Below are 18,537 nucleotides of genomic sequence, written 5' to 3'. Positions count from 1 at the left end.
GCCCCTGAGGAGCCTCTATGTTCTCGCTCAACGTCGTTTTGCGCCGCACTTCGTTCGCGCTTCTCACTCTGGGCTTGCTGGGAATCCCCGGCACCATGAGCGCCCAGAAGACAGCCGTGTCTGAGATGATTAGCTATAGCTTGCCTGGCAACTCGGTGTTCCCCGAAGGGGTGGCGCACCAGGCTGGAAGCCAGAACTTTTACGTCAGTAGTACGACCGACGGCACCATCTTCAAGGGAACATTGGGCAAGGCCAACGCTGAGGTCATGCTGCCCCCTGTTCCTGAGCGCCCCTCGGTCCTGGGCATGAAAGTTGACGAGGGCGGGTGGCTGTACATGGCCGGCGGAACCAGCGGCAAGATCTTCGTTTACGATACGGCGACCAAGGCACCGATTAAAGCGTTTGACACGCCTGAAGCGCCGGAGCGCTTCATCAATGACGTCGCGCTCTCGGCAGACGCCGCCTACTTCACCGATTCTGCCCGCCCCATCTTGTTCCGGGTCAGCCGCACTGCCAACAGCGTGGGCGAGATTGAGGCCTGGCTGGACCTGAGCACGACCGCCGTGAAATATCTGCCGTTTGGTCCGGGCAGTGCCCCCAATCTCAACGGTATTGTCGTCACACCGGGCGGTCAGTACCTGATCGTGGTGCAGTCGAACACCGGCAAGCTGTACCGCATCACTATCGCCGACAAGACGGTGAAGGAGATTGATCTGGGCGGGATCGAGGTCCACGGCGACGGTCTCCTGTTCAACGGGCCAACGCTGTACGCCGTTGCCGATTCCAGCATCGTACCGATTACCCTCTCGGCGGACTTCAGCAGCGGCAAGCTGGGCGTGGCCTTGACCGATGACCGCCTGCGTTTCCCGACGACCATCGCGCAGGTCGGTGATCGTCTGCTGGTCGTCAACTCACAGTTCGACAAGCAAGGCTCCGGCCTGACGCCCGAGGTGCCATTTACCGTATTGAGTGTAACCATTCCCAAATAATCTCGCCCAGGTAAACGGTTGGTGCTGTGCTTAGGGGAACAAAACACGATTCCTGAAATTTTGTACGCCAAGTGAAAGATGCCGTCCCAGACAGACCACGGGCACGCGGGAGTCCAGCAGCGTATGTGGGTATCCGGAGGCCGACCTAACTCAGCAGAGCCGCCATGAGGCAGCTGCAAAAAGGTGCACACTGGTGGGGTCAAGTGCCTAAGTTGGTTCTTCCCTCACGCTTTGGCTCGGGTGTCGTCCGCCAATTGTGCTGGGACGCACCAGAAGAGGACGGTATGAGCATGTCAGGCAGCAATGGTCACAATGCCGCGCTTCAGCCCGGCGAGCCCTCATGTTGATCCAGCTCAGTCCGGTCGGGCCCGCACTTGGCCCGCGCATCCGTTCTCCTGAGCAAGTCGTCTCGCGTCACCGCTTCGCACAGGAATTACAGGACGGCTATTTCGCAGGCAAGCCGCGCTACACAGACAGGCCGCTGTACTTCGCGTGGACTGGTGCAGCGATCCTTCGCACAGCGCAACACAAAATCGGTCAACCCGGATAGGGGATGCAGCCAGAACACCTGGAACCCGTCAAACGCTGGCTCGATACCTGGAAACGCCGCGCCGGCCTCCCTGGGTAACACACCAGAGACTGGGTTGCCCACCATCTGCCAGCGTCCAGGCGAAGCGTTCATTTCAACACAGTGACCGTGGTGTGTCCCCAGAGGAGGAACCGGATGACTGACCGCCGCAACACGCACCCGTCCCGTCCTCACGTCGCCCGCCACAGCGCCGCTTGGGCCGTCCCGGCTCTGCTCCTCGGATGAACCCAAGCCCGTCACTCAGGTATGGAGGATGTGGAGGAGCAAGTCCATGCGTGAAGGGCTTAATTTGGCGAAGGGCAGGATTTTGATCAACCCGCATGAACAGTCAATGACTTCCGGGTCTACACTGAACCATGGATAGCCCGCTGGGGTCGCCGCTGCCAGTCATGCTCGCCCCGCTTTATGGCCGCGAGCACGACCTGAGCCAGCTGCTGACCCTGCTGCGCGGCGGTGTGCGACTCCTCACGCTGCGCGGCCCCGGTGGCATCGGCAAGACCACGCTGGCCCTACACCTTGCCCAGGCGCTGAGGGAAAACCGTTCGTCTCCCCATGGCGACCCTCAATTTGACCACGTGCAGGTCATCGACCTGAGTGCCGTCCGCGAACCGGAGCGGGTCATGGGCCTCATCGCGGCGTCGCTGGACGGTGGATCCAGTGGAGCACCAGAACGGCGTATTCATGCCTTCGCGGCCGGTCGCCGCACCCTGCTGATCCTCGATAACTTCGAGCAACTCCTGGCCGCTGCTCTGGGACTGGGTGACCTGCTGGCCGCCACTGAGACCCTGCGGCTGGTTGTGACCAGCCGCACTGCTCTGCGCCTGCACGACGAGGCCGAGTACCCGGTCGAGCCGCTGACGCTGGCCCACCGTGTCCGGGATGCCGCCTCGAGTGCTGCGGTGCAACTGTTTGTGGCCCGCGTGCAGGCTGTGCAGCCCTCGTTCGAATTGACTTCGACTACCGCATCTCAGGTTGTGCGGCTGTGCGAGGTGCTTGAAGGTGTGCCGTTGGCTCTGGAGCTCGCAGCCATGCGGACACGCACCTACGCCCTGGGTGACCTGCTGGCCCGCCTGGAGCGTCCCCTGGAGGTTCTGAAGGCCGACTTCCGGGACCGACCCGAACGCTTGCGTTCGCTGCGGGCGGCCGTGCAGTGGAGCTACGACCTGCTGGGGGACGTGGACCGGACGGTGTTCGAATGCTGTGCAGTCTTCGACGGTCCCTTCACGCCGCAGGCGCTGGTTGACGTGTGGGGGTCACCTGATGTGCTCGACCGGGCCGAGGCGCTGCTGGAGCAGAGCCTGCTCCAGCGCCTGGACACGCCGGAGACCTTCTGGAAGATGCTTCAACCGCTCAAGGAACTGGCCGTGGAACGCTTGGAGGGCCACCCGCAGGTCGCAGTCTGGCGTGAGCGGCAGGCGCAGCACTTTCTGAACATGGTCGAGAAGGAATGGCGCAGCCGTGAGCTCGAGATTGTGAACAGCTGGGACGAGTACCTGCCGCATTACCCGAACATCCGGGCCGGCCTGGTCTGGACAGTGGAGGAACGAAGGTCCGACCTGGCCTACCGCTACCTCGCTGCGCTTCGTAGCATTTGGGCATCTTTCGGACTGTTCGTACAGGAAGCGCCGCTGGTCGAGCGGGTGCTAGCTTTGCCCGAGCCCGAAGACCGGGTCACGCTGCTCCGGGCACTGGAAGTCAGCGCGGACAGCCTGAACTTCACAGGTCAATTCCAGGCGTGTGAGGCGCGGCTGCACAGGATCTCGGAGCTGTGCCGTGAGTTGAACGATGGACAGAGTGCCGCGTGGGCCACCTTTGGCTTGGCCGTGGTGGCGCGCGACACCGGTCAGGGGGAACGGGCCTGGGAGATGGTGCAGCAGGTCATTCGCGAGCTGCGGGAACAGACGAGCGCCACTCCGCTGCCCCGCACGCAGCGGTTCCTGTGGGCCAACGCCCACAGGGCCGCGGCCCTGGATCTGCTGGGACTGGGTCGCCACGAAGAAGCCCTAGAGTACGCTCAGCTGGCCTGCGAGTATCACCGGGACATGGGTAACCGGTACTTCGAGCTGAATTCCATGATTACGGTGGGCTGCCTACTGGTGTATGTGAACAGACTTTCTGAAGCGAGGCCCCTGCTGCTGTCCTGTCTGCACGACGCAGTGAACAAGAGTCTCAGGGGAGTCGTCATCCATGCCCTGCGTCTAGGGCTGACCCTGGTGGCGGCTGAGCAGCAGGAATGGACGACGCTGGTGCAGTTCGCGGCGTTCGTGAATGAGCCCAGTTGGGAAAGCGCGCAGAGTATGTCGGAGCGTCGTCTGCGCCAGGATATGGCCCGTGCCCGCGAGGCGCTGGGCGAGATCGCCTACCAGCAGGCCTGGACGGCTGGCACCTCCCTGCAACTGGCGGACATGGTGGAACTGGCTGAGCGGCTGGCCCAGATGCCGATCTCACCGACCATCCAGCCGACCAGCCGCTCAGCGTTGACGCCCCGCGAACAGGAGGTGTTGGCCCTAGTGGCACAGGGCCATCCGGACCGGAAGGTTGCCCGCCTGTTGAGCATCAGCCCCACCACCGTCAGCAAGCACGTCAGCAACCTGCTCGGCAAACTGGGCCTGCACAACCGTGTGGAACTGACCCGCTGGGCCATTCAACAGGAAACGAACCGAACTACATAGTCCTGATAAGTGCGCTGACTACTGAGGATTGTCGATGCGGGATAGGGTCCCTGGCCCTTACTTTGAAGCATCAGCAACAGCTGATCTTCAAGAGCGAGGCGGCAGCGGCCGTCACCGACGCATTTTCACTGCAGGCACTCTCATTCATCCACCGTTCCATGCAGGAGTGGCAGGAGCATTCCTAGAGCAGCGGCTAAAGATCACCTCAAAGTCGTTCGTGTTGTTCGGCCCATCGTGCACGCGTGTGAGTCTGGAGGCCTTGTATGTCCACTGCGTCCTCATCCCGAGCTGTCATCGTTCAAGCTGGCGCAGGCAACGATCTTGACCTCGAGGCTGTAGGGATCATCTCCGCCATGCTCACGGGTAAGCAGACGGTTGGAGCCCTCACGGTCGTTTGGGTACCAGTACCTCCAGATTTCGGCACACCTCCAGGTGTCCACTCAAAGGAAGACGAGCTAGTTCATGTGATCGATGGCCACGTCAGCTGCTTCATCGACGGACACTGGACGGATGTTGGGCACGGTGGCCCGGAGATGGCCGAGTTTCTGGCCATCTGTCGTGATCAAGGTATTACGCTGCTTGAAGATGTGCAGTTGACGCCTCACCTGTTGCCTCTGTAGCCGGTCAGGTCGCCAGTGTCAACAGTGATCTTCTGGTGTGATCGACGCCAGTGACGCGGGGAGTGTCCGGGTGGCGGTTCCTGCCCACCACGTGGGTAGTGGCTGCGCCGCTCGGTCTTGCTCGTCCAGAAGTCAGGCTGGACCCAGAACAAAACTTCCCGCGCAGCCGGCGAGAGCGCTCAATAACCTGACGTGTAGGTGATGTAGGCCTGCGGTCCGCAGGCACACTGATGATCGATTGGAGTACTGGAAGGCTGGCACATCTATTGGATGTAGAGGAGCACGTTTATGCTCGGAGGGCGAGAAGATCCATCCAATGTCATTCTTCATGTCCCAGCTCGTACAAGGCGCTCTTTCTGGTTCGGTGGGGGAGTCTTCACGATCTTGGTGACCGGTGAGGAATCGGGCGGCAGCTATACCACCATGGAACTGTTTGTTCCACCTGGCGTAGGTCCAGACCTTCACCAGCACGAAGCCGAAGAGGAGCAGTTTTATGTGCTAAGTGGGCAACTCACCTATCAGGTAGGCCAACACACCTTCAATGTGAAGGCTGGCGACTTCATTCATATTCCCAGGCAGACGCCACATGGCTTCATCAACGGACCGCAACCTGCACGCCTCCTCGCTACGTTTTCGCCAGCTGGACCGGAATGCTCTTTCATGGAAGCAGGGGTATGGCTCAGTCCAGACGAGGCCGACCCATGGACATCGCCTGGAGAGCAGCTATGAAACCTCATTCCCTCCCATCAGCGGTGTGACTGGATTATGCTTGCTCTACACCAACAAACCGATGAACAACTGTGGTACTCGAGGGCTGGCGCATCCACTGGGATGTAAAGGAGCATGTTTATGCTCAAAGGTCGAGAAGATCCATCCAACGTCATTCTTCATATTCCGGCGCGTACCCGGCGCTCTTTCCGGTTCGCTGGAGACCTCTTTACGGTTTTGGTGACCGGCGAGGAATCAGGCGGCAGCTACACCACCATGGAAGTGCTTGTTTCACCCGGCGGAGGTCCAGGTCTGCACCAGCACGAAGCTGAGGAAGAACAGTTTTATGTGCTGAGTGGCCAGCTTACCTACCAGGTAGGCCCACGTACCTTCGAGGTGAAGGCTGGCGACTTCGTTCATATTCCCAGGCAGACGCCCCATAGCATCACCAACGGACCGCAACCCGCACGCCTCCTTGCGACGTTTTCGCCAGCTGGACCAGAACGCTCTTTCATGGAAGCAGGAGTATGGCTCAGTCCAGACGAATCCGATCCATGGACATCGCCTGGGGAGCAGATATGAAATTTCGGTTCCCACGCAATGAGGTGTCATTTGAGCTCTATTCCAGATGAACATCTACGTCACGCTGGGATTGTGCCCAATCAGGAGACAAGACACGGCTGGATACTGTTGGCGAATTCAGATGATGGCTTTCCAGAACAGCATTTTTCGCAACCAGGCCACCAGCATCTACTGCAGATAACGCGCCTCAGCCGCCACTCTCGTGAATCCGTTTATATTGACGGCCTTATGACGCTCAAGAGCCACGTCCAAGCGTTGACGTTCACGCCCCGGTTCGGGGACAGGAGCACTCATGTCGACACCGACGTCCCCCAGTGCCGCTTTCGCTGAGATGGATCAGCTGATCCGGGGCTTCCAGCTCTCCAGGATGATCCAGGTCGCTGTGGCCCTGGGGCTGCCAGACCAGCTGACGGACGGCCCAGAATTTGCCGCTCCCCTCGCACTGAAGGTCGGTGCGGACCCACAAATGCTGCTTCGCCTGTGCCGGGCGCTGGCAGCATTCGGGATTTTCGAGATCGACGCTGATGACCGCATCGGTCAGTCTGTCCGCTCGGACACCCTGAGGAAAAACGCGGTGCCGACGCTGTATCACGCGGCCCGCTACTGGGCTGCCCCGCACGTGACAGGTGGATGGGCCAACCTGGAGCATGCCGTCCGAACAGGCGACTGCGCCTTCGAGGCCGTTTACCACATGCCAGTGTTCGACTACCTGAAGCTCCATCCCGACGAGGCGGAGCTGTTTAATGTGCTGATGCAGAACGGAACGGGTGATCGGCCAGCTGCGGTCGCGGCTGCCTGTGATCTTACGGGTGCAAGTCTGGTCGTCGATGTCGGTGGGGGGACCGGAGCGCTGCTGGCCGCGCTCCTCGAACGGAACCCTGGGATGCGCGGCCTGCTGTTTGATCAGGAGGCCGTGGTGGCCGGAGCTGGGCGGGTCCTCGGCGAGTTGGCCAAACGGGTAGAAGTTCAGGCCGGGAGCTTCTTCGAAAGTGTCCCGCCGGGCGGGGACGTGTACCTCCTGTCGCAGATCCTGCACGACTGGGACGATGAGCATTGCCTGTCGATCCTGGCGAACATCCGGGCCGCAATGGGCCCGCAGAAGCGGTTGCTGGTCATTGATCAGGTCATGGGTGAGTCAGGCCCGCCAAGTCCGATGACCTACCTGACGGACATCACCATGATGGTCAACCTGCACGGTTGGGAACGCACCCGAGGGGAGTTCATCGCCCTGTTTAACAACTCCGGGTTTGGGGAGCCCCAACTGCATCAGACCAACTCATCCTTCTGGGTCCTGGAAACACGGAGCATCTGATCACGCGAAGCGCTGCATAGCCACGAACGCTCAGAGTCCCCGTGAAGCGTTTGCACTTCAAGGCATGCGCGGTGCTCAACAGGTTGCGGCACACCTCTTCCGCCAATTCATCCTGGACGACAGATGTTCGCCAACGGATTTTCTCGGGCGCTTGAGCAGGAAACTACACAAACCTGCCTTGCCGGTTCGAGGAGCTCTGTCAACCTGAGGTATAACTCAACTGGACGTCAGGCTGGAAGCTCGAAAACCCGATGTCGACGGCGCTTTCTGGGCCTGTTCTCGTCAATCTTTGAGGGCCAGAGAACCTAAACTGACATTGACGGCCTCTGAGATCAGTGTGTCCATGTATGTTTCTACAGAAAAACGCCCACCCATTGCGAGGTGAGCGTGCTGCCCTACATGTTTGGGTGAGACTGGCCGACACGCTGGGCGCGGCGGTGGTGACTGCGCCAGTGAGCGGTGAAACTGTGCAGATCAGGGCAGTTCGAGAAGGTCTTGGACCTGAAGCTGCATCTGCAGCTTTACAGGTTGCGCCATCTGGTAGTCATCACGGCAGTGGAGCACCCAGTTTTGTCCATCCCAGTATCTGAACGTGGTGGTCAAATGCCAGTGGTTGTTCAGTGGAGCGACGCCGACCACGAACCAGCGGCGGTACGTGTTTGGAGTCTGCGGATGGACGACGGTATCGAGTGGCTCGGTGATCACCGGCTCCAGAGCGGTGGGAGTGGAACGGCCTTCGCCCGCGAGCACCAGCCGGATGGGGGCTTGCTGCACGGTGGCCGTGTTGATGCGGGAAGGAAGGGCGCTCCGAACACCCTGAGCGTGGCTGGCGCTCAAGAGGCTGAGGGCGGTTAGGGCAGTCAGGGAAATCAGGTTGCGGATGGTGGGTCTCCTTAGGTGCGAGAAGTCGGAGGTGGTAGTGCCGCAGTCCGTCTGGGGCGTGCTCGTTTGATGGGGGAAGTATGCGTGGGAGCCCCTGAACGACCCATGAACGACACCTGAAGCGACTTGCAGGACGGGAAAGAGGCTGTCTACCACGGTCATCGTCCATCTGTGTCGGAGGACGCTTGAAGCCCAATCGAATGGTCAGTGCCCGCGCGAATGTCATCACCAGCCGACCAGTCCACTGCACATGCTTGCGAAGTCTGTCCGTGCCAGATTTTGACCATTCGACTGAATTTCACGCTCGAGTGGTCAATTTGAAGGGCAATCCGGCGTTTGATGCAGCGAAATGGGGCTGCAAACCGACGAAATCACGGGATTCGGCAACTTCATCTTGGGTATAAAGACCCTCAAACGCCCATCTGTGAACTCATTTGAGTTCACAGGACGCCCAACTCTTGGTGGCGAAATCTGACCAACTTGCGTCCGCCGATGCGGCACTCGACGCGGGCGGCGGCTAGCCCCTCACGGGTCATCTCGCGCGCGGACTCGGCAAAGGCTCCGATCATCTGCAGCAGCATCTGCCCGGCTGGGCTGGTGGTGTCGGTGCCGATCTGCTCGGGCCGACCTCCAGCGTCTTCAGACGGTCCAGCAGATCCTTGAGGCTGCGGCTGAGTATGTCCAGTTTCCAGACCACCAGCATGTCTCCTGAGCGCAGGGTGTCAATCAGGGCGGCTCCGGACGGTCCCAGCGTCGGGGTCTTGACCGAGTTGCTTGCTGACGCGGGCGTAGCCGATAAGCATGTGGAGTACCTCTACGCATAAAGGTGTCGCCTTTGAAAAAGATGTGGCAGCAGGTTTGAACAATGTAATGGAGGATACTAGAGCATACTGGTAGGGATGTTGCAGAAACGGGTGTTTTCTCAAGCGAGTTGAGCAACTTTTGGATCACTGGTCCGTTTGTGTAGGTCAACCCAGCAGTCCGGAGGACCTATGGATCACCACTCTGCGTCAATCCCTGACCTCAACCTCCTGAGCCAAGCCCTGACGGCCAACGTCAATCCTTTTATCATCACCGACGCCCAGCAGCTGGACATGCCCATCGTGTACGTCAACCCGGCTTTCGAGCAGCTGAGCGGCTACCGAGCAGCCGAGATCATCGGGCGTAACTGCCGCTTCATGCAGGGCCAAGACCGTGATCAGGACGCCCGGCGTGAGATCCGGGACGCCCTGGCGCAAGGTCAGAGCACCACCACGGTACTGCGCAACTACCGCAAAGACGGCACGCTGTTCTATAACGAGCTGACCCTCAGTCCTCTCCGGGACGTGGCGGGCATCCTCACGCACTTCGTGGGCTTTCAGAACGACGTCACCTCGCTTGAGGAAGCGCTGCGGGGCGAAGCGCAGGCCCGTGAGCAACTGAGCGCCACTCTGAACCGCATGACCGACGGCTTCCTGTCCTTTGATAAGGATTGGAAGTTGATTTACATCAATAAAGCCGCCGCGAGGATCGCCGGTCGACAACCCGAGGACTTTGCCGGTCTTGACCCTTTTGCCGCCTTTTCCGAACATAGAGACGCTGCGCTCAGCTTGGCTGTCTTGCAAGCGGTGGAGACGGGCACCACCCAGAGCGCAGTCAGTTATCTGCCAGCGTTCGGACGGTGGATCGAGCTGACGGCCTATCCGGGTGACGACGGGATGTCGATGTTTCTGCGCGACGTCACCGAGAGCCGAGAAGCGCAGCGTGAGCTTCAGGTCAGCGAAGAGCGCTTTGCCAAAGTCTTCCAGACCAGTCCCATCTCCATCTTCATCATCCGGAGCAAGGACGGGACTTTTGTTGACGTCAATGAGGAGTTTTTGCGTCAGATCGGCTACCGAAGGGAAGACATCATCGGCAATCAATCGCAGAACCTCATTTCCCTGGTTGATCCAGCAGACCGTGACGAAACCTGGGACACCTTGGACCCGCCCCAGCCAATACAGAGCCGGGAAATCCTTTTTTATAACAAGGCTGGAGAGGCCGTACACGGCGTCCTGACCATCGTGCCGACAGAGGTGGCCGGAGAAACCTGCACCATCTGTTTCATGCGCGACGTCACCGAGGAGAAGCGGGCCCAGCACCGTCTTGAAGCCAGCGAGGCGCGTTTGCGCAACACCGTAACAGAGTTGCAGCGCACCCTCGACTTATCCCTCGATATGATCGTCACCGTTGGGGCAGACGACCACCTCATATTCGTCAGGGTGAGCGCCGCTTCCAGTCGTATCCTGGGATATGCGCCTGAGGAGATGCTTGGCCGCTCCGCCTTCGATTTCGTTCATCCCGACGACGCTGCCATGACCAGCGTTGAGGGCCAGCACATCAGTTCAGGTCAGGCCACGACGACCTTCCAAAACCGCTACCTCCATAAAGATGGCAGCGTGGTCTGGCTGGAATGGTCGGCGGTGGTGGTGCCGGACGAGAGATTGCTGTACGGTGTGGCCCGCGACATCACCCAGCGCCAGTCTGCCGAGGAAGATCAGGCGTTCCTGGTGGCCATCGTGCACGCCAGTCACAATGCCATCATCGGGTTGTCTCTTGACGGCATCGTCCGCTCCTGGAATCCCGGTGCCGAGGAACTCTACGGCTACACAGCAGCCGAGGTAATCGGTCAGCCGATCACCTTCTTGATCCCCGCCGAGTTTCAGATCCTGGAAATGAAGCTGATCGAACGGGCCAGGCGTGGCGAGCGGGATCCACCGTTTGAAGCCTGGCGGATCACCAAGAGTGGGAAGCAGATCCAGGTCGTGGTGACCATCTCGCCCGTCCTGAACGCGGCTGCTCAGGTGGTCGGCTTCTCGAAGATCACCCGCGATATCACTTCCCTGCGCGAGGCCGAGCACGAGGTTCAGACCCTCAATGAAAATCTCAGGGATCAACTGCGTCACGTCACCGGCTTGCAGGAGATCGACCGCTCCATTGCCGCCAGCGCGGGTCTCGACGTCACGCTCGGCCTCATCCTGGACAACATCATGCAGCGGCTGAACGCCGACGCGGTGACGGTTCTGCTGCTCGATCAGCACACCCTCACGCTTGAATATGCGGCGGCCAGGGGCTTTACCACTGCACTCCACGACCTGACGTTGCAGCTCGGCGAAGGTCTGGGCGGTCAGGTCGCGGTGGACCGGCAGCCGATGCTCATCCCCGATCTCCGCACCGTCACCCTCTCGCCGACCTGGTGGGCCATGCTTCAAAAGGAGCGGATCATGGCCTACTACGGCGCGCCGATCATCGCCAAAGGCAAGGTCTTGGGCGTCATCGAGGTGCTGCACCGCAAACCCTTCGATCCGTCGGCTACCTGGCTGGAAACCTTCGGAATCCTCGACAATCAAGCGGCCATTGCTGTGGACAGCAGCTGGCTCTTCACGGAACTGGAGCGCAAGAACTTGGAGCTGCGGCTGGCCTACGACGAGACCATCGAAGGCTGGGCGCGGGCGCTGGACCTGCGCGATCACGAGACCGAGGGGCATTCCAGGCGGGTGACCGAGATGACCGTGGCGCTGTGTCAGCATTTGAGCGTTCCACCCGAGAAACTCGTGGACGTGCGCCGGGGCGCTTTGCTTCACGACATCGGCAAGATGGGCGTTCCCGACGCGGTGCTGCTCAAGCCCGGCAAGCTCACCGAAGACGAGTGGGTCATGATGAGAAAGCATCCTGGGTACGCGGTGGACCTGCTCTCGCCGATTGAATATCTGCGCCCGGCACTGGACATCCCGCAGTATCACCACGAGAAGTGGGACGGCAGCGGCTACCCGCTGGGCTTGAAAGGGGAGGCCATCCCCAGGGCGGCCAGGGCATTCGCGGTGGTGGACGTCTACGACGCCCTGACCAGCAACCGCCCCTACCGAAAGGCTTGGACCAGGAAGCGAGCCCTCGAGCACATCCAAAACGGTGCAGGCACCCACTTCGATCCGGCAGTGGTGATGATCTTCATGCAGATGCTGCATCAGAGTGCACCGTGAGCCCCCGCCGGCCTTCGGGCAAGGCCTCCTCTGGTAAGGCCCAAGAGCTGATTCAGATTAGGGCGCAGCTGCGGGCAGCAGAGGAACGCGCGGATGACGCGGAGTACCTGGCCAACCTCACTGCCGAACTCGGTATCGTCGGAGACTCGCGCGTCATCGGTGAGCATGTGGCCGGACGCCTTCAGCAGCTTACCCAGGCCGACCAGATCTGTATCAGCTTCGGAACGGTTCTCCGGGGCGTCCAGGTGGTGGTTTTGCAAGGCGACGGTCCGCTCCAGTTCGAGGTGTTGCGCCACCAGCGCTTTGAGCGTGCCGAGGGCGGCGTCTTCTGGGAACGCATCGAATCGGGAAAGCCACTGTTCGTCGATGACTATCCATGCAGCCTGATGGCGTTGCCGTTCATGGTGCAGGCGGGCCTGAGCGCCGTGGCGCATCTACCGTTTGGGCGGCTGGCCGGAGAGGTCGGGATTCTGAGCGCGTTCCGCTTTGGTGTGGCGAGACCCTGGACGTCCAGGGAACGGACGCTTCTGGACGCTACAGCCGGAACGCTGGGCCACGCCCTCCAGCGGTCCCAGAACTTTCTGGAACTCGACCAGGCCGTGGGTTTCTTGAAGGCCCTCATCGAGGTGACCCGGCTTACCGCAGCGCCGATAAGTCTGTACGAGACGGCCCGGCGGGCCGCCGAGAGCATGGCTGGTCCGGCGCAGCTTGACCTCGCTGTCCTGGCCCAGGTGGAGGGTGAGTTCGTGAGCCATCAGGTGCAGTTCAGAAGCGCTGCGGTGTCTGGGAAACTCGTTCACCTCTTGGAACAGGGACTCCCCAGGTCGCAGAGCCTGGTCTGGCGAAGTCTTCAGCAAAACGAGGTGCTGTTTATCGGCCGCGATCACGACAGGCCCCTATCCACCGAGGTATTGGTGAACGAAGGTGTCCGGGCGCTGGCGTTCGTTCCGCTGACAGTGGGCGATCCGGCCAGGGGTCTGGCGCTGATCATTGCCCGGGTCGGGAATGCCATGCCATGGTCGGAAAATGACCGGAACCTCTTCCTGACGGTGGCACACAGTGTCCAGTTGTCGCATGAGCGTCAGCAATCCATGCAGAGCCTGCGTGAAGACGCCCTGACCGATCCGCTCACCCGACTCGGCAACCGGCGCGCTTTGGAGGCTGCCCTGCTCCTGGGCCTAGCGGAGGCCCGCAAAACCAATTCGGGGTTGAGCCTGATCTCGCTTGACCTCGACGGGCTCAAGGCAGTGAACGACCATGAGGGGCATGACCGGGGTGACGCGCTGCTGACCGGGTTCGCCACGTCACTGCGGCTCGCCTTCCGTGGCGAGGACGCCCTGTTCCGAGTCGGCGGTGACGAGTTCATGGTGCTCGTGAAACATCCAGCTCCGGCAGGCACGGCGGTCAGTGGCTCGCTGGCCCGCGTCGAGGCCGCGTTAGAGCGACTCAGAAGTAGTGGGTTCGGCCAGGCCGATGTCAGTGCTGGGATCGCCACGTTCCCAGACGACCGTAACGAGGCCAAGGGTCTTCTGCGTCTCAGCGATCAACGGATGTACCTCCAGAAGCAGGAGCACCAAGCCTCCCTCAGGGCGTAGCGCGTGTTCTTCTGGACGCCCTGAGGAAGTGCGAATATGGTCGAGGTTGTGGGAGGGTTTGCTGGCACTGCGTCTGGATACGGCTTGTCATACAGACCGCTTGGCCACGTACAAGGGCGTCGTATTTGGTGCGCCGAAGTCTGTCGCGCAGCCGCAGACAGGGCAATTCGGAAACGTTCGTCTGGCTTTCCATCTACCGTTACAGCGCATCATTTTCCTGAGTCCACGACCATCCGCTTTATGATTGCGTGGCCTATTCACTTAAGACGACTGGACTCTAAATCCTGAGCGGACTCACATTATCGATCGGGCTCTCGTTTCACCAATGCGGGCGACCAAGAGTCACACTATCTTGTCGCACTGACGAGATCTTCCTCTTTAAGGGTGGAGGAAAGCGGTGCTCAGGTTATCCTTCAGTCACTTCAGGCTGCTCCCGCACTGGCCTTTGAGTCAGTGCGGAACACCACGGTACGGCTCAGGGATGCCCTGATTCCTGACTGCCAGTCGGCTCAATCTGAAAGTTCACGGCTCGTCCCATCAAGCCCAGAAACGCACGGACAACGTCCGGATCAAAGTGGTGACCCGACTGCCGTTCGATCTCCAAGATGGCGGCCTCGTGACTCCAAGCCGCCTTGTATGGCCGTTGGCTGATCAAAGCGTCGTACACGTCGCACACCGCGAAAATCCGCGCATTCAGGGGAATGGCTGTTCCAGCAAGACCATCCGGGTAACCGCTGCCGTCCCAACGCTCATGGTGAGAGCGGATGACACCCAACGTTTCCGCAGAGAGTCCGGCGATCCGGGCGGCCAGGTCGTGTCCCTGGACAACGTGGCTCTGCATGGTCGTCCATTCTTCCGGCGTGAGCTTGCCGGGTTTCCTCAGGATCTGATCTGGGACGCAGAGTTTCCCGAGGTCGTGCAGGTAGGCTCCTTGTCGCAGGTGGTGGAGGTCGGTGGTGTTCAGGTCGAGCTGCTCGCCGAGCTGCGCCGCCATGATGGCGGCGCGGTGGGTGTGGCCACTGGTCTCGAAATCCCTGGCTTCGAGGACGATGCCGAGCGTCAGCATGCCCGCCTCCAGGGTCGAGCGGACTTCACCGACCGCGCGGCGGAGTTCGAGAGCGTGCTCCAGGCGCAGCGCGGTGAGTTCCATGATCTTGCGCATCTGCGGCGTGATGGTCTGCCAGCGGTTCACGGCACGCAGGACGATGACAGCAGCGACCTGTCCATGACTGAAGACAGGCGTGACGACGGCACTCTTGACGCCTTGTACCACCATAATCGCCATGTTGTCCGAGGTGCTCGGGTAGTCGGTGCTCCACGCCGTCGTCCGTGTGCGCTGGGCCGTGTCGATCAGGCCAGCCTCGGTGAGGGGCACCCGGACATTTAGGGCCGGTTGTGGAGCCGGAACGCCCTCGCTGAGGGCCTGCTGGGAGAAGAAGGCTTCGTTGCCATCGATAATGGCGTAGGCGGCCTGATCGAAGTTGAGCACGCTCAGCAGTCGGTTCAGGGCGTGCTGAATCAGGTCGCCAGGGTCATGAATGGCCTCGAGTTCCTGAGAGAACGTCACGAAGGAGTCGGCTTCGCGCTGGCCTGGGGTGACTTCCTTGAGCCGCTCTTTCCGGAGTTGCATGTGTTCGTCAGCGATAGCGAACGCACGCTCATAAACCGTCTCGGCTTCCCAAAGGGCTATGCCGATGGTGAACGCCAGGATGTTCGGCATCGGACCCGGCAACGCACTGTTCGTCTCATCCAGCAGCTTCTGGAGCGCTGCCTGGTCATGGCCAGGCGTGAGGATCACGAACTCGTCTCCGCCCCATCGGCAGATCAAGGCCCCCGCAGGCAACGCTTCCCTTAATGCGTGTGCGACGGTACGGATGTGAGCGTCTCCGCCGCTGTGTCCGCGCAGGGTGTTGACGCTTTTCAGCAGATTCAGGTCGAGGATGGCCAGGACGTGGGGAAAGGTCAAGGTGCGCTGCGCCTGTGCGAAAGCGCTGCGCGTGAGGCAGCCAGTCAGCGCGTCGAAGTCGGTATGAGTGTTACTTCCGGTGCTTCTGGGAAGTGGCCGGACATGCACGGTCAGACCGCCCTGATCCGGGTAGATGATCAGGCCGATCCATCCCTGGTGGCGATCACCGAACACTTCCAGTTCGGTACGCTGTTGAGTGGACAGAACATGCCTGAAAGCGGCCATGACTTCAGGCTGGGCTTTCGTCGGGAGGGCGTCCTGGTAGATCCGCCCGAGCAATTCGTGAGATTCTTTTCCCCAGGCGTTCAGGGCGAAGGCGTTCACGAAGGTCAAGCGCTCATGGGCGTCGAGGGTGAAGATGACGTCTTCCACCCGGTCGAACGGGTGCACGCTGGCGTGCGGGAAGAGGGGAAGCATACGACAGGGTAGTCCTCAAGCCATGACAGAAGATTCACAGCCTCAAGGAACGAAGGGTCTGCCTCGAGGATGGGGCGGGGGTGACGTGCTCCCAGTGCGACTTTCTGACGGCCTCGCTTTACGACTATGGAGAGAGAGGAGACAAATGTTTCGCCTCTTCAAGTACGCCATGTTTGAAGCTTTGTCAATGAAGTGGGATGCCGGGTTTTGAGAAAAGAATCCGAGTCACAAGCAGGAACGAGGCTGACTAAGCCTTTTCAACTGAATTGATCTTGCGAGATTATCGACGACAAAGACCAACTGCATGCTCAAATCGAATCTGGATGAGTCCGTTTAAATGTAAGAAAAATACAAAGCAATATCCAATAGGGTGCCTTATGATTCCCACCCGTGGTACAGATCCCACCGGCTCCACGGAGGTCGCCCTTTCCACTGCTGAACAGTCACGGCTGGCCGCTCTCCACCGCTTTGCCGTCCTCGACACGCCCCCGGAGCCGCAGTTCGACCATCTGGTGGAGCTGGCCGTCCGCGTCTTTGACATGCCCATGGCGCTGGTCAGTTTCGTTGACGAGGACCGGCAGTGGTTCAAGGCCAATTACGGCTTTCCAACGTTTGAGGGGCCGCGTAGCGAGTCGTTCTGTTCAGTCGCCATTGCCCAGGATGGCGTGATGGTCGTCCCCGACGCCACCCAGCACGAGCAATTTCGCACGTATCCCAACGTGCTGGGCGAGCCACATATCCGGTCTTACGCGGGTGCGCCCCTGATCACGCCTGATGGGCACAAGCTCGGCACCTTCTGCGTCATCGGAACGGAACCTCGGGAGTTCGGCGAGAAAGAACAGGAGATCCTCGCGTCCTTCGCACAGATGGCGATGGCCGAGCTGAAGTTGCGCCAGGCCCTGCATGAGCTGAGCCACGTGGCGATGAACGACGCGCTCACGGGTCTCCCGAACCGGGTGCAGTTCCGCCAGCAACTCACTGAAGCCTGCCGGCGCGCCGACGTCTCCGGGGAGAAAGTGGTGGTGGGCCTTCTGGACCTCGACCGCTTCAAGCTGATCAACGATACCTTCGGGCATGCTGAAGGGGACCGTCTCCTCAAAGACATCGCGCGCCGACTCAAAGAAGCCACGGCGACCAGCGACGTGGTGGCCCGGATGAGCGGAGACGAGTTCGTGCTGCTGCTCGCCGATGTTCGCTCGGTCGCGGACATCGCCCTGGTGACCAAGCGCCTGGAAGACAGTTTCGCGGTTCCGTTCCTGCTTGGAGATCAGGAGGTGTTCGTCCACTGGAGTCTGGGCTTGAGTGTGTATCCGGACGACGCAAAGGAACTGGACGCCCTGCTGGGCCATGCGGACGCGGCCATGTACCGGGTCAAGCGGGCTGGGGGAGGCCACGCGGCCTTTCAGCGGCAAGAAGATCAGCGGACCACCCTTCAGGTGGAGCGCCTGACCGCGCTGCACCGGGCACTCGAACAAGATGAGTTGCAGCTGTACTTCCAGCCGATCGTGCAGGCCGGGAGTCAGGCTGTGGTGGCGCACGAGGCGCTTCTGCGCTGGATCAGGCCTTCCGGAATCGTCAGCCCGCGGGATTTCATCCCGCTGGCTGAGACCTCTGGGCTGATCGTGCCGATCGGCCGCTGGGTACTTCGGCAGGCGGTCAATGCTGCAAAAACAGGGCGGCTCCAGAAGGTCTCGGTGAATGTCAGTGCTTTGGAAATCCGGCAGCTGGATTTCACGGAGCACCTGCGGTGGATTCTGATGGAGAGCGGCGTCGAGCCCCAGCGAGTCCTGCTGGAACTCACGGAGAGCAGCATGCTGGAACCACGCTTCGCCGCCGTCTTAAAGGAGATCAACGCGCTGGGGGTGCAAACAGCCCTCGACGACTTCGGGAACGGCTACAGCAGCCTGGCGGCGTTGACGAATCTGCCGGTGCAGGTGGTGAAGATCGATCGGAGCTTTACTGCGCCGATCGGCGAGGACACGCCTGCTGGGAAGAGGGCGCTGGAGGTGGTGCGCGGGATCGTGACGCTCGTCAGCGCCCTTGGACTTCCGACAGTCGCGGAGGGCATCGAGACACCTGAGCAGGCGGACCTCCTGCTGAAGGTGGGATGGTAATGCTCCAGGAAATCCTTCAAGCGGCGTTGCGAGCCTTTGCCGTCTCAACCAGCTTAGCCCAGGGACAGACATAACCCAAGGTGGAATGCAGCC

General features: G+C 60.8%; 14 protein-coding genes. 10 read left to right on the top strand and 4 right to left on the bottom strand.

Going from position 1 to position 18,537, the window contains the following annotated elements; genetic code table 11:
* Positions 1 to 17 precede the first annotated feature (17 nt).
* The 6 genes from FNU79_RS14770 to FNU79_RS14745 all read left to right on the top strand — a co-directional run bounded on the left by FNU79_RS14770 (position 18) and on the right by FNU79_RS14745 (position 7,472).
* The gene (locus FNU79_RS14770; protein ID WP_143721580.1) at positions 18 to 989 is read left to right on the top strand and encodes an SMP-30/gluconolactonase/LRE family protein; all 972 of its coding nucleotides are present in this window, start codon (positions 18 to 20) and stop codon (positions 987 to 989) included.
* Positions 990 to 1,934: 945 nt separating this feature from the next.
* Positions 1,935 to 4,250 carry a LuxR C-terminal-related transcriptional regulator gene (locus FNU79_RS14765; RefSeq protein ID WP_143721579.1) on the top strand — a complete coding sequence of 772 codons (2,316 nt, stop codon included), beginning with the start codon at positions 1,935 to 1,937 and terminating at the stop codon, positions 4,248 to 4,250.
* Positions 4,251 to 4,513: 263 nt separating this feature from the next.
* Positions 4,514 to 4,870, top strand: a complete 357-nt coding sequence (locus tag FNU79_RS14760; RefSeq protein WP_143721578.1) for a cupin domain-containing protein — start codon at positions 4,514 to 4,516, stop codon at positions 4,868 to 4,870.
* A gap of 387 nt (positions 4,871 to 5,257) precedes the next feature.
* On the top strand, positions 5,258 to 5,599 hold the full coding sequence (locus FNU79_RS14755; protein WP_185974735.1) for a cupin domain-containing protein: 342 nt from the start codon (positions 5,258 to 5,260) through the stop codon (positions 5,597 to 5,599).
* Between the two features lie 114 nt (positions 5,600 to 5,713).
* Positions 5,714 to 6,160, top strand: a complete 447-nt coding sequence (locus FNU79_RS14750) for a cupin domain-containing protein (RefSeq protein WP_143721576.1) — start codon at positions 5,714 to 5,716, stop codon at positions 6,158 to 6,160.
* Positions 6,161 to 6,452: 292 nt separating this feature from the next.
* Positions 6,453 to 7,472, top strand: a complete 1,020-nt coding sequence (locus FNU79_RS14745; RefSeq protein ID WP_143721575.1) for a methyltransferase — start codon at positions 6,453 to 6,455, stop codon at positions 7,470 to 7,472.
* Positions 7,473 to 7,946: 474 nt separating this feature from the next.
* On the opposite strand, the gene FNU79_RS14740 is transcribed toward FNU79_RS14745, so the two are convergent.
* From FNU79_RS14740 to FNU79_RS19815, 3 genes are all read right to left on the bottom strand, one after another.
* Complete coding sequence (locus FNU79_RS14740) at positions 7,947 to 8,309, bottom strand: hypothetical protein (protein ID WP_143721574.1); 363 nt, start codon at positions 8,307 to 8,309, stop codon at positions 7,947 to 7,949.
* A 485-nt stretch (positions 8,310 to 8,794) separates the two neighbouring features.
* Positions 8,795 to 8,935, bottom strand: a complete 141-nt coding sequence (locus FNU79_RS19505) for a hypothetical protein (protein ID WP_225430100.1) — start codon at positions 8,933 to 8,935, stop codon at positions 8,795 to 8,797.
* Complete coding sequence (locus FNU79_RS19815) at positions 8,920 to 9,057, bottom strand: hypothetical protein (protein ID WP_404825796.1); 138 nt, start codon at positions 9,055 to 9,057, stop codon at positions 8,920 to 8,922. The genes FNU79_RS19505 and FNU79_RS19815 overlap by 16 nt, the downstream gene beginning before the upstream one ends.
* Here FNU79_RS19815 and FNU79_RS19495 point away from each other — a divergent pair.
* From FNU79_RS19495 to FNU79_RS14725, 3 genes are all read left to right on the top strand, one after another.
* A complete protein-coding gene (locus tag FNU79_RS19495; protein ID WP_225430099.1) occupies positions 9,032 to 9,178 on the top strand; it encodes a hypothetical protein in 147 nt (48 codons plus the stop codon). The genes FNU79_RS19815 and FNU79_RS19495 overlap by 26 nt on opposite strands.
* Before the next feature lie 168 nt (positions 9,179 to 9,346).
* Positions 9,347 to 12,352, top strand: a complete 3,006-nt coding sequence (locus FNU79_RS14730; protein ID WP_143721573.1) for a PAS domain S-box protein — start codon at positions 9,347 to 9,349, stop codon at positions 12,350 to 12,352.
* Positions 12,349 to 13,947: a GGDEF domain-containing protein gene (locus FNU79_RS14725; RefSeq protein WP_143721572.1), complete on the top strand. Its 1,599-nt coding sequence runs from the start codon at positions 12,349 to 12,351 to the stop codon at positions 13,945 to 13,947. The genes FNU79_RS14730 and FNU79_RS14725 overlap by 4 nt, the downstream gene beginning before the upstream one ends.
* A gap of 475 nt (positions 13,948 to 14,422) precedes the next feature.
* On the opposite strand, the gene FNU79_RS14720 is transcribed toward FNU79_RS14725, so the two are convergent.
* Complete coding sequence (locus tag FNU79_RS14720) at positions 14,423 to 16,330, bottom strand: HD domain-containing phosphohydrolase (RefSeq protein WP_143721571.1); 1,908 nt, start codon at positions 16,328 to 16,330, stop codon at positions 14,423 to 14,425.
* 377 nt (positions 16,331 to 16,707) lie between these two features.
* Between FNU79_RS14720 and FNU79_RS14715 the strand changes: the two genes are divergently transcribed.
* The gene (locus FNU79_RS14715) at positions 16,708 to 18,444 is read left to right on the top strand and encodes a putative bifunctional diguanylate cyclase/phosphodiesterase (RefSeq protein WP_185974734.1); all 1,737 of its coding nucleotides are present in this window, start codon (positions 16,708 to 16,710) and stop codon (positions 18,442 to 18,444) included.
* Positions 18,445 to 18,537: the final 93 nt, after the last annotated feature.

Source organism: Deinococcus detaillensis (assembly GCF_007280555.1).
Taxonomy (GTDB): Bacteria; Deinococcota; Deinococci; order Deinococcales; family Deinococcaceae; genus Deinococcus; species Deinococcus detaillensis.
This window is presented reverse-complemented; position numbering and strand designations above follow the sequence as displayed.